At 36.8% G+C, this 12010-nt stretch carries 15 protein-coding genes and 1 pseudogene; 10 read left to right on the top strand and 6 right to left on the bottom strand.

Going from position 1 to position 12010, the window contains the following annotated elements:
• Positions 1 to 3: 3 nt before the first annotated feature.
• Entirely contained in the window at positions 4 to 1059 is a 1056-nt protein-coding gene (gene selD / locus JOC86_RS02020) for a selenide, water dikinase SelD (RefSeq protein WP_205168105.1), read from the bottom strand.
• 195 nt (positions 1060 to 1254) lie between these two features.
• Here selD and JOC86_RS02025 point away from each other — a divergent pair.
• Positions 1255 to 1443, top strand: a pseudogene (locus tag JOC86_RS02025) (Rdx family protein); the annotation flags it as partial.
• A gap of 335 nt (positions 1444 to 1778) precedes the next feature.
• On the opposite strand, the gene JOC86_RS02030 reads toward JOC86_RS02025, so the two are convergent.
• Complete coding sequence (locus JOC86_RS02030; protein ID WP_205168106.1) at positions 1779 to 2177, bottom strand: hypothetical protein; 399 nt, start codon at positions 2175 to 2177, stop codon at positions 1779 to 1781.
• A 97-nt stretch (positions 2178 to 2274) separates the two neighbouring features.
• Between JOC86_RS02030 and selA the strand changes: the two genes are divergently transcribed.
• Positions 2275 to 3678: an L-seryl-tRNA(Sec) selenium transferase gene (selA, locus tag JOC86_RS02035; protein WP_205168107.1), complete on the top strand. Its 1404-nt coding sequence runs from the start codon at positions 2275 to 2277 to the stop codon at positions 3676 to 3678.
• Positions 3679 to 3813: 135 nt separating this feature from the next.
• Here the strand turns inward: selA and JOC86_RS02040 are convergent, their stop codons facing one another.
• Positions 3814 to 3960, bottom strand: a complete 147-nt coding sequence (locus JOC86_RS02040) for a small acid-soluble spore protein P (protein WP_205168108.1) — start codon at positions 3958 to 3960, stop codon at positions 3814 to 3816.
• Between the two features lie 118 nt (positions 3961 to 4078).
• On the opposite strand from JOC86_RS02040, the gene JOC86_RS02045 reads away from it, so the two are divergent.
• A complete protein-coding gene (locus JOC86_RS02045) occupies positions 4079 to 4339 on the top strand; it encodes a hypothetical protein (protein ID WP_205168109.1) in 261 nt (86 codons plus the stop codon).
• 167 nt (positions 4340 to 4506) lie between these two features.
• Here the strand turns inward: JOC86_RS02045 and sspO are convergent, their stop codons facing one another.
• The gene (sspO, locus tag JOC86_RS02050; protein ID WP_205168110.1) at positions 4507 to 4656 is read right to left on the bottom strand and encodes a small acid-soluble spore protein O; all 150 of its coding nucleotides are present in this window, start codon (positions 4654 to 4656) and stop codon (positions 4507 to 4509) included.
• Positions 4657 to 4996: 340 nt separating this feature from the next.
• Here sspO and acnA point away from each other — a divergent pair, with 340 nt between their 5' ends.
• The 7 genes from acnA (at position 4997) to JOC86_RS02085 (ending at position 10267) form a co-directional block, all read left to right on the top strand.
• Entirely contained in the window at positions 4997 to 7708 is a 2712-nt protein-coding gene (acnA, locus tag JOC86_RS02055; protein WP_205168111.1) for an aconitate hydratase AcnA, read from the top strand.
• A gap of 135 nt (positions 7709 to 7843) precedes the next feature.
• Positions 7844 to 8482, top strand: coding sequence for a TlpA family protein disulfide reductase (locus tag JOC86_RS02060; RefSeq protein ID WP_205168112.1), 639 nt, complete (start codon positions 7844 to 7846; stop codon positions 8480 to 8482).
• 189 nt (positions 8483 to 8671) lie between these two features.
• The gene (locus tag JOC86_RS02065; RefSeq protein WP_205168113.1) at positions 8672 to 8815 is read left to right on the top strand and encodes an FbpB family small basic protein; all 144 of its coding nucleotides are present in this window, start codon (positions 8672 to 8674) and stop codon (positions 8813 to 8815) included.
• Positions 8816 to 8911: 96 nt separating this feature from the next.
• Positions 8912 to 9055: an acid-soluble spore protein N gene (locus JOC86_RS02070; protein WP_205168114.1), complete on the top strand. Its 144-nt coding sequence runs from the start codon at positions 8912 to 8914 to the stop codon at positions 9053 to 9055.
• A 98-nt stretch (positions 9056 to 9153) separates the two neighbouring features.
• Positions 9154 to 9393 (top strand): small acid-soluble spore protein Tlp, encoded by a 240-nt coding sequence (gene tlp / locus JOC86_RS02075; RefSeq protein WP_205168115.1) that lies wholly within the window; start codon positions 9154 to 9156, stop codon positions 9391 to 9393.
• Between the two features lie 134 nt (positions 9394 to 9527).
• The gene (locus JOC86_RS02080) at positions 9528 to 9944 is read left to right on the top strand and encodes a YbgC/FadM family acyl-CoA thioesterase (RefSeq protein ID WP_205168116.1); all 417 of its coding nucleotides are present in this window, start codon (positions 9528 to 9530) and stop codon (positions 9942 to 9944) included.
• A gap of 20 nt (positions 9945 to 9964) precedes the next feature.
• Positions 9965 to 10267: a hypothetical protein gene (locus tag JOC86_RS02085; RefSeq protein WP_205168117.1), complete on the top strand. Its 303-nt coding sequence runs from the start codon at positions 9965 to 9967 to the stop codon at positions 10265 to 10267.
• Positions 10268 to 10352: 85 nt separating this feature from the next.
• Here the strand turns inward: JOC86_RS02085 and JOC86_RS02090 are convergent, their stop codons facing one another.
• Together JOC86_RS02090 and JOC86_RS02095 are read right to left on the bottom strand one after the other, a co-directional pair.
• The gene (locus JOC86_RS02090; protein WP_205168118.1) at positions 10353 to 10643 is read right to left on the bottom strand and encodes a HesB/YadR/YfhF family protein; all 291 of its coding nucleotides are present in this window, start codon (positions 10641 to 10643) and stop codon (positions 10353 to 10355) included.
• A 234-nt stretch (positions 10644 to 10877) separates the two neighbouring features.
• The gene (locus JOC86_RS02095; protein WP_338021730.1) at positions 10878 to 11987 is read right to left on the bottom strand and encodes a CapA family protein; all 1110 of its coding nucleotides are present in this window, start codon (positions 11985 to 11987) and stop codon (positions 10878 to 10880) included.
• Positions 11988 to 12010 lie beyond the last annotated feature (23 nt).

The following is a 12010-nucleotide window of genomic DNA, read 5'->3' on the forward strand; positions in this document are numbered from 1 at the left end:
ATTTTATGCATGAACAATTAGTGGGGCAGACATTCTTTCGGCTACTCTTCCTATTATCGCTGCCTTAATAGGGCTTCTTTGATTATAAAGTTCGATAAACTCATCCGCTTCTTTTTCAGTTAAACTAATCAGAAGCCCACCTGATGTTATGGAATCACAAAGTATCATTTGTTCCTGAATTGAAAGAGTAGAATCGTATTCTACAGTGTCCTTCAGCCACTCATAATTTGCTTTCGTGCCACCCGGTACAACACCTTGTAAAGCAAGTTCGTATGTACCTTCTATGAGTGGAATTGATGAATAATTTAACTCTAAACTCACAGCACTTCCGTTTGCTATTTCACTCGCGTGACCAAGCAATCCAAAACCAGTCACGTCCGTTACAGCTCCAGGCTTGAATTGAGAAAGTATCTCGGCTGCCATTTTATTTAAAGTGGACATTAAGTTTGTCACGGATTGTTCCTGATCCTCTGTAACCACTCCTCGTTTTATACCTGTTGTTAATATTCCCACACCTAGAGGTTTGGTTAGTATAAGAATTTCACCAGGTTTAGCACCACTATTTCTCCAAACTTTCATTGGATTCACAATTCCGGTAACGGATAGACCAAATTTCGGTTCTTGATCGTCAATTGAATGACCACCAACCGTTGTGGCACCAGACTCCCGAACCTTATCCGCAGCACCCGTTAGAATTTGCGCAAGGATTTTACTACCTAGTTTTTTCACTGGATATCCAACGATATTCAAGGCAGTTTTTGGCGTTCCCCCCATTGCATAGATATCACTTAAGGCATTAGCTGCTGCAATTTGTCCAAACATGTAAGGGTCATCTACAATTGGTGTGAAGTAATCAACGGATTGCACTAAAGCGATTTCATCTGTTATTTGAAATACACCTGCATCATCTGATGTTTCATTTCCAACAAGTAATTCTTGTGATGAAGGTTCAGCTGGTAATTGTCGCAGAACTTGCGACAAGTCACTAGGACTTAACTTGCATCCTCAGCCAGCTTTGGTAGAAAGAGTAGTTAAACGGATTTTCTCGTGCTCAGTCATCTAATCACCTCCATTTTCATTTTAGCTTTTTAATGTAATTCCATGCAATTCATAACTTATCTGAATTTGCGGGAAGCTATAGCTTGTACTATAATAGTACTCAAATATTGTTAAAAAATTCTTTCCAAGGGGGATAATGTAATGAAGAATTTCGCAGTATCCGTAGAATTTTGCATGCAGTGAAACTATGCACCAAAAGCCGCGAGGTTCGCGGAAGAGTTATTTAATCATTTTCGTTCAGACGTAAATGAGTTGTTATTGATTCCATCATCTGGTGGAGCATTTGAAGTAAAAGTAAATGGAGAATTAATTTACTCGAAGTTAGATACAGGAGTTTTTCCTGATTCACAAGAAATTTTCAGGCTAATGGAAAGTAGAAATTAAAAGAGGGAAGACCCATTTGTTTCATACTACAAAGTTGTGGTAAGTTAACGAAATAATGGGGTCATTCCTCTTTTATTTTGGATTAGGCTCTTTTCTAAAAGATCCTTGTATTTATAAATAGATTTTGTGAAAGTAAACCGTCTATAAAGTAGTTGATTAGAGCGGAAAGTGAGAGGACGAGCGGGACAGGTAAGAACCTACAGGCGGAGAGCGCTGAGGAGGCTCATGGGCCCGCCCCGCGGAAAGCGAGCGTCCTGGAGCGGAAATCAACCACTACTCTTTTTGAAAAATAGCAACAAGATTTACGAAAACAGTGTTATATTAAATGAATAAAATTACTCATCTTCGTGAATTCCCTGTATACGAATATTATCGGAAGCAGGTTTATTACGTTTTATTTTTTCTATATATATCTCAACCTTCTGTGGTTGGAATTTTGCAAAAACTTGATGATTTTTTAGACAGAATGGAAAATCTATCTCCCTAATTCTGTGTTGGTTAATTAAGAATAAACTAAGTTCGATTAAAAGAGTCGATCCTTCTTTTTTTATCATTATTTCATCAGCATCCAATGAGCCTATCGGTACCTCGATAATAAAATGATTCGTAGTATCGAATAAATCAATTCTAAATTGAGTTTCGTCAAGGATTGCCGTATTCGGATCAAGAAGCCATTTTTTCATCCAACACTCCCAATCCTCTAATATGAAATCGTTTTCTTCAGCGCTTGCCATAAGATCCCCCAACATTTCTTTTTCGTTAGTTTATTCTCTTAAAAGGATAAATGTGAGGGGTGTTATAATAAATGTAGTAAAAATAGGAGGTTGTACTATGAAGGAATGGTTAAGATCCATACCACCTGTCCATGAACTTCAAAATTCAGAAGAATTTAAGAGAATTCTTCTAAAAGAAAAAGTATCTTCTGACACGTTAACGAATATATTACAAACGAAATTAAATCAATATAGAGAAGAATTTAAACAGTTGAAATGGGAGGGTCCACATCCATCATCCCAGGAATTTAAAAGCAAGCTCTTCAATGCAGCTGAAAGCCTATTGTCCGAAAACTATTCTTATACACTCAATAGAGTCATTAATGCAACAGGTACAATTTTACATACGAATTTAGGAAGAGCACGTTTAAGTAGAGAAGCCATTAATCACGTCAATCAAGTAGCTTCACATTATTATAATTTGGAATATGATAGTGACGAAGGTAAAAGGGGCTCCCGTCATGTTCATACTGAGAGAATTTTAGTTGAAGTTACAGGAGCCGAGGCAGCGATGGTGGTGAATAATAATGCAGCAGCAGTTTATCTCGTCTTATCCGCATTAGCAAGAGACAAAGAGGTGATTGTTTCAAGAGGAGAACTGATAGAGATAGGAGGTTCATTTCGCGTATCCTCCATAATGGAAGAGAGCGGAGCACATTTAGTTGAAGTTGGCACTACCAATAAAACACATCTGTATGATTATCAAAATGCTCTCACAGAAGAAACTAGTATGATTATGAAGGTCCATAAGAGTAACTTTATTATTAAAGGATTTTCATTATCGGTTAATACAGAGGCTTTAGTAAAGCTAGCAAAAGAAAATCCACCTGTTATCTATTACGAGGATCTAGGGAGTGGGGTGCTATTTGATTTTAAAAAGCATGGTATTGGTAATGAACCAGTCGTCCAAGAGGTTGTGAAAAACGGAGCAGATCTCGTTTCCTTCAGTGGAGACAAGTTATTGGGAGGGCCCCAAGCCGGAATCATTGTTGGAAAGAAAACGTTGATTGATCAATTGAAAAAGCATCAACTTGCTAGAGTTTTAAGGGTCGATAAAATGACACTGGCAGCTCTAGAAGCCACCCTTATGCCATACCTTAAAAGTGAAGAGGATTTGATGGATAATCCAACCATTGCTGCCATGTTGATGAAACGTGAAGATATAAAAGAAAGAGCAAGCCAATTTTTAAAACGAATAGAAGAGGAAACTAGCTTTACAGGTCTGATTCAAGAAAGCGTTAGTCAGGTCGGGGGTGGAACGATGCCTGATGTTGATTTAGAGACATATGTCATTACTTTGAATCATCCGTATTTATCGGCAAATGATATAGAAGAAAGATTAAGGCAGAACAGACCAATAATTGTCACACGAATCCATCGAAACGAAGTGGTCATTGACCTAAGAACTGTAAATAAAGATGAACAAGATCAGATAATAGCTTCTCTAAAAACAATAACGTAACAGAGTAATACGGTAATGCATTAAATCAATGCGGGACGGTTCTCGGTCGATGTAAAGCGTTAATTCATAGAGGGACGGTTCTCGATTGCATTACCGTTTTAATACGATAAAGCATTCGGATTCCGTCCCATTAAATTACATATCGTGGTGAGAATTATGCTTTTGGCGTGTGTGATTACGATTTTTGACTTTGTGTGAACCGCTTAATGGTGCTGGTTGACCAGGATTATCACCTTTTGGTGCATTTTTACGCATATCTTTACTGTCGTTTTTGTTCATCAAATATCCCTCCTACAATTAGGTTGTAGCAAGGGTGCATTCATTATTCATAGTGAATATTGTTATTATGATTGGGCTATCCTAAGAATGCATTTTTTGATTTTAAAGGAGATGACACATCATGCCATATCATAAAAATAAACAACAGGCTTTCCAAGCTGCACAACAGGGATACGAAGATGTTAAAGATGCTGCTCATGAATTAGTATTAGATGGGGCTAGCTACGGTTCACAGCTCTCTCATCTTAAAAACGAGGTAAATGAAGCATATCAGCAAATTGAAAATGCTTTGGAAACAGCAACTGAGCATCAAAAAACACAACTAGAGCGATTTAAAAACGATCTTTCTTCAATCGTTAACGAAATTAATCAACAGCAATAGCTCGATAAAAATCCCCCGCTCTGTAAGCAGGGGATTTTTTAATAATATTCCTTTAAATAAAGGTATCATTTTTGATTACATTTTAAAATCTTTATCGCTTTACTGCATTACCTTATTCTAGAACCGTCCCCGGGGGCTTTAAAGTGTTAAAGGGACTTGTTTTTTGGTTATTGGTTTTTTTTGCGTTTTTTGTTGTTTTGACGCTGTGCTGCTGAAAGTGGTTCATTTGAGAATTCTTCATTGTATCCAGCTCCAAGACCTTGAGCTTTTGCGGCGTTCATTCCGTTACGAACGTGATTTGCTTTTCTTTTAGCCATTATCAACACCTCCGTATTAATAGAATTTACTGATTTATGCCACACTATGATAGGAAAACATCTCCGTTAGGAACGAAAATATTTTTTCGCAATAATAAAAATTGGAAACCGACAAGATTTGACACCATCTGAAACGTTGCTAGATCAACTTTTTCGGAAAATTCACACGAATATTAATATTTTTCATAAGAAAAACTTATCAAAAACAATAACTTTATTGTTATTTACTTATGTAATCGCTTGTATTAAGATGGAAATGTGAGAAAAGTTAACCTTGCAGATAATTTGGACTTTTCGACAATATTATTGCGCATTCTCAAGACTAGAGGGGGAATCGAAAATGGCAAAAAACGACGTATTTAACGCTCGTTCATCATTCGAACTTGAGGGCAAACGTTATCATTACTATCGTTTAAAAGCATTGGAAGAAGCAGGCGTAGCAAACATTTCACGTTTACCTTATTCAATTAAGGTATTACTTGAATCTGTTCTACGTCAATTTGATGGTCGTGTTATTAATAAAGACCATGTTGAAAATTTGGCAAAATGGGGATCTAAAGAAGTTAAAGATGCAGAAGTACCATTCAAACCATCACGCGTTATCCTTCAAGACTTTACAGGAGTACCAGCTGTAGTTGATTTAGCTTCTCTTCGTAAAGCGATGGCTGACATGGGAGGAGACCCTGATAAGATTAATCCGGAAATTCCAGTAGATCTTGTTATTGACCACTCCGTACAGGTTGATAAGTATGGAACTCCAGATTCACTTCAACGAAACATGGATTTAGAATTTGAACGTAATGCAGAACGTTACCAGTTCCTTAGCTGGGCTCAAAAAGCATTTAAGAACTATCGTGCAGTTCCACCAGCAACAGGAATCGTTCACCAAGTAAACTTAGAATATTTAGCTAATGTTGTTCATGCAATTGAAACAACTGAAGGCGACTATGAAACATTCCCAGATACATTAGTGGGTACTGACTCTCATACAACGATGATCAATGGTATTGGAGTTCTTGGCTGGGGTGTAGGTGGAATTGAAGCAGAAGCAGGAATGCTAGGTCAGCCTTCTTACTTCCCAATTCCTGAAGTAATCGGAGTAAAACTTACAGGAGAACTTCCAAATGGTGCAACAGCTACTGACTTAGCGCTTAAAGTAACACAAGTTCTTCGTCAAAAAGGAGTAGTAGGGAAATTCGTTGAGTACTTCGGCGCTGGTGTTGCAACACTTCCATTAGCAGACCGTGCAACAATTGCCAACATGGCTCCAGAATATGGTGCTACTTGCGGATTCTTCCCAGTTGACACGGAATCTTTAGATTACATGCGTTTAACAGGTCGTTCTGAAGAACAAATTAAAATGGTTGAACAGTATTTAACACATAACGATATGTTCTTCACTCCTGAAAAAGAAGAACCTGTTTATACAGATGTTGTTGAAATCGACCTTTCAGCAATCGAACCAAACCTTTCTGGACCAAAGCGACCACAAGATTTAATTCCTTTATCTAAAATGCAAACTGCCTTCTTAGATTCAATTACGAATCCAGAAGGAAATCAAGGTTTTGGTCTTGACGCTTCTGAAATCGAAAAGACGGCAACTTACAAAAACGAAAAAGGCGACGAAGTAACAATGAAAACAGGTGCAATTGGAATCGCTGCGATTACAAGTTGTACAAATACTTCTAACCCTTACGTAATGTTAGGTGCAGGACTTGTAGCGAAAAAAGCAGTTGAACTTGGAATGGAAGTACCTGACTATGTTAAAACTTCACTAGCTCCTGGTTCAAAAGTTGTTACAGGATACTTAAGAGATTCAGGACTTCTTGGATATCTTGAGTCAATCGGATTCAACCTTGTTGGATACGGCTGTACAACATGTATTGGAAACTCTGGTCCATTACGTGAGGAAATTGAGAAAGCTGTTTCAGATTCAGACTTGCTTCTTACTTCTGTGCTTTCTGGAAATCGTAACTTTGAAGGACGTATCCATCCACTTGTAAAAGCAAACTATTTAGCATCACCTCCATTAGTTGTAGCTTACGCATTAGCTGGAACCGTTGATATTGATCTGCAAAATGATCCTATTGGAAAAGGCAAAGATGGAAACGATGTATTCTTTAAAGATATTTGGCCAACTCAAGAAGAAGTCAAAGACGCTGTTAAACAAACAGTTACACCAGAACTATTCCGTAAAGAATATGAGCATGTTTTTGATGATAATAAACGCTGGAATGAAATCAAAACTAGTAATGAACCACTTTACAGCTTTGATGAAAAATCAACGTATATTCAGAACCCTCCATTCTTTGTTGGATTAGCACCTACTCCAGAAGACATTAAACCACTTAATGATCTTAAAGTTGTTGGTAAATTTGGTGATTCTGTTACAACAGATCATATTTCACCAGCAGGAGCGATTGGAAAAGATACTCCAGCAGGGAAATATCTACGTGCGAACGGAGTAGAACCACGTGAGTTTAACTCTTACGGTTCTCGTCGTGGTAACCACGAAGTAATGATGCGTGGTACGTTTGCTAACATCCGTATTCGTAACCGGATTGCTCCTGGCACAGAAGGTGGATTTACCACTTACTGGCCAGAAGATGAAGTATTGGCTATGTATGATGCTTGTATGAAATATCAAGAACAAGGCATTGGCTTAGCAGTTTTAGCTGGAAAAGATTACGGTATGGGTTCTTCACGTGACTGGGCTGCTAAAGGGACTAACCTTTTAGGAATTAAAACAGTCATTGCTGAAAGCTATGAGCGTATCCACCGTTCAAACCTAGTAATGATGGGTGTTCTTCCACTTCAATTTGCTAAAGGTGAAAGTGCTGAATCCCTAGGATTAACCGGAAAAGAATCTATTAGTGTTGAGTTAAACGAAGGTGTAAAACCACGTGATATAGTAAAAGTAACAGCTACTGATGAAAACGGAAAAGTAACTGAGTTCAAGGCACTTGCACGTTTTGATTCAGAAGTTGAGGTAGATTATTACCGACACGGTGGAATCCTTCCAATGGTTCTACGCGGAAAGTTACAAGCATAATAACTGTGTGATAAACCCTATGATAGTCATTAGCTATCATAGGGTTTTTATTTTGTTAAAACTAATTAGACTAATCGTAGACAAGCACTCATAAAATATTAGTAAAGTTATTTATTTTTATGAGGAGGTCTATCATTGAAGTCTTTTTTTGGAATTATTCTAGTCCTTGGATTCCTATTTGTCATTTACACCGAGAATACTTCAAAATTTACGTCCTTTAATGAATATACAGATGCTGAATTAGCAGCAGATGCGAAAGCATATAATGAGCAACAAAAGAAAGATGAGGAAAAAGCAAAAAACCAAAATAACAGTAGGAATAATAAAGGAATAAATCATCCTACATCTGAAGTAATGGACCGACTGCCTGGTCCAAAAATCGGCAGTATTGCCCCAGCATTTTCTCTAGAATCAGTCGAAGGAAAAGAAGTGAAATTAACAGATTTAGTTGGAAAAACAGTCATACTCAATTTCTGGGCTACCTGGTGTCCACCATGTAAGGAAGAAATGCCAGAACTACAATCATTTTATGAAAAAAATAAAGATGAAGTAGAAATATTAGCCATCAACCTTGATCCTGATGCAGATATAAAGTCATTTTTGAAAGATTTCGGAGTAACCTTTCCAGTACTACTTGATGACAAAGAAATTGTTAGTCAATTGTACGAAGTCATGTCAATGCCCACTACAATCGTTATCGACAAAAACGGAAAAATCGCAGCAAAACACATCGGTGCACTAGACGAAGAAGGCTTCTACTCACTACTTCAGTAAAAAACACCTACTTACTACACCGCATTAAATCAATGAGGGACGGTTCTCGAATGCGTTAATGTATTAACGCATTCGAGAACCGTCCCGCGGTGCTTTAAAGTGCAAAAAAGTTTGAAAATTAATTATAATTTGTAAAAGGTTTGTCCATAATACATGTACTAGTTATTTTACAGAAAGTGAGGCATGGTTATGAGAAAACCTAGAAAAAAATCATTTGCTGATTTAGTACAGGAAAATAAAATGGCGTTAATGATGGATAAAGAGGCTATGGAAGCTATTGAAGAACGAATTGAAACACGATTAGAAATTAAGCGAATGGAGAAAGCAGAGTAAATTCATTATATATCCATTTCCTATTGTATTAATTCCATTAATGCTCATTCATAACTCCTTATCTTAAGGAAAAAATAGTAACAAGGGGGGATATGAATGAGCAATCCAAAAGGAAGTCGAAAACACTTTGTACCTAACCATATTGGAACACAGCCACGATCTGCTGGTGGAAATAAAGGTAAGCAAATGCAGGATCAATCCAATGAACACGCTCAAGTGATTCAAACTAAAGGAGAATAATCCTTTGAAAACAAATTCTCCAAATTCAGTTAAGTATGAATCTTGAGTTGGTCACAGATACTAACATCGTACCTTATTTTCAAAGGAGGAATCTCATTATGGCAGAAAACCGTCCAAAACCAGATGATCGCAGTGATAACGTTGAAAAACTACAAAGTATGGTATTTCACACGATTGAAAATATGGAAAGGGCAGAAGAATCCATGGCGTATACTGATAGTGAAGAACAATTACAATCCATTCAAGCTAAAAACGAACGTCGCCGTGAGAGTATAGATGCCTTCCGAAGTGAAATTAAGGACGAAGCTAGACAGAATAACCAAAACGAAAATCGCTAATCACCTTCATTGGGCATTTTAAAAATTATGCTCAATATTGACGGCTTCAATTAGACGGCAGGGGTTTCCCAAGCCGTCTTTTTTTCATGAATATGTTAGAATGATGAAATAAATACATAATTGGGGTGAATGGTGTGCATATTTCTGAAAAAGAAATCGAGGTACGATATGCTGAAACCGATCAGATGGGTGTCGTTTACCATGCGAATTATTTAATATGGATGGAACTTGGAAGAACGAAGCTTATTGAAGACTTAGGTTTTAGATATGCAGATATGGAGAAGCAAGGAATTATTTCTCCCGTAGTGGATTTAGAAATCAGCTACAAAAGTCCTGTACGATACGGAGAAAAAGTTAAAATTAAAACGTGGATTGAAAGTTACGATGGACTTCGGGTAGTTTATGGATATGATATTCATAATGAATCAATTCAATTATCCGTTACTGGTTTCTCTAAGCATGTTTGTGTAAAGAAAGAAAATTTCCGTCCAATATCGATAAAAAAACGCTTTCCAGATTGGCATGAAGCATACGAGAAAATGAAAAAATAGAATTCCAAAGGAGCAGCGTGATGGCTTTTGGTCTAAAACGATTTGAAATCAACCAATGGAAGCAAGACATTGACAATGGAAAAATTGCTTTTCTAACTCATTACTGGTTAGATGAGCGCTTTCCAGATTACCGAACTGTTACAAAAGTTGGGTGTAGTGATATAGATAAACTTGCTCTCTGGGGAAAACAATACGATCTTCAGATTCAGTGGATTCATTATCGAAAAGATGGGTATCCACACTTTGATCTATTAGGGGAGAGGCAAAGAGAAATTTTACTAAAAGAAGGCTTAATCAATCATATTGAACGATTCGGCCTCTGATTAGTAGAAGCTCCATTATAAGGAAAGCTACTTCAATAACAATGGTTTAACGCAATTAAAGGAGTAGCCTTCCTAAGTGGAGCATTTACTTTTTATATTCATATTGTGGCTCATCTAATTTTTCATTGTATAGTACATGTAAATCATGTCCATCAAAGAACCAAATATCCTTTTCTTCTACAAAATAGGTAACATCCTTTATCGTTTTTTCCACAGCCATTTCTATAGGATCTTCTTTGTTGACACCTAGGGAAAAACTATCATGAAGTGGACTTGAACCTCCATATCTTACATAAAATCGGATATAATCATTTTTTTCAACGTCCATTTCTCGTTCAAACCATTCTTGTGCTTTTTCTGATATGATAATATTCATGAAATGCTCCTTTCTATTGTTAGACCCTAACTTATTATAATAAACAACCATAAGAAACTACTAATGAAACAACTTCTGAAATCATTTTTCTAGAAAGATACAAGAAAGAACAATTGAATGTAAACTGATATTATTTTCATATTATGTTTACCCTATTATTCGTTAAAAATAGGCTTTTTTTAAAATTAATTCCAATAATAAACGTGATTACTGCCCATATGAAAACCCCGCTTTCTATTGAAGCGGGGCTTTCATATGAGATACCATTTCAGCTTTCGAATACGTAACTAATCCTTGTTGATGAGCATTTTCCAAAGGATAGATTTTATAGTTTTGATACCCACTTTCAGATACATAAGTAGGGTGAAAATCAATCGAAGGAAAACTTATTTTTACACCTTCAGAATCTATTTTCTTTTGAACAGTAACGGAAGCAATCCCACCAATGTCCTTAAAATCATCCTTTTGACCAGACAAAAAATTTCCTAACGAATAGATAACAACAGCTTCTCTTCCATCGGATGTCTGGTATTTTTCAATCGGTTGTAAGACATGTGGGTGATGGCCAAAAATAAGGTCTGCACCAGCTTCGGTTAATTGTTTAGCAATTGATTTCTGATTTTTAGTAGGGTAACGTTCATACTCATTGCCCCAATGTAATCCCATTACCACCATATCCACTGGTAATTCCTTCGCTTTCTTAATATCCGCTACCATTTGATCTACCTCAAGTAAATTCACCAAATACTCTTTTCCTTGAGGTACCGGAATTCCGTTCGTTCCATAAGTGTAAGACAATAGAGCGAATGAAATACCATTTACATTAAAAGTCCTAATATTTTGTTGATCCTTTTTAGATTTAAATGCACCAGTGTAAGGCATATTAATTTGTTCATAGTATTTAATTGCACTTAGAACGCCTTCTTCTCCTTGATCAAGAGAATGGTTATTTGCTGTCGTAACAGCATCAACACCTACCTCTTGTAAAGAAGAAACAATTTCATGAGGGCTGTTAAAGAGAGGGTAACTCGATAATCCTAACTCCTCTCCTCCTGGGATGGATTCTTGGTTTGCTATAAGGAAATCAGGTTCTTCTAAAAGTTGTCGAACTTCATTAAACATGTTCACGAATTGATATCCATTTTTACTTGCAGCATCTTCGTACACAGTATTATGGAGTAGAATATCACCAATACCAGCGATTACAGCATCTGTAGAATATTCCTTTGCCTTCAGTTCAACATCATTATTAACATGTGTTCCTGTGGAAATAGGCTTAGTAGAACCTTGAACTGAATTCCATTCATTGTATTGTAAAAAGACTAGAAATCCAGCCACGATCACTAACAAGATTGAAAGCGAACTTC

This window comes from Rossellomorea pakistanensis (assembly GCF_016908495.1).
Classification (GTDB): Bacteria; Bacillota; Bacilli; order Bacillales; family Bacillaceae_B; genus Rossellomorea; species Rossellomorea pakistanensis.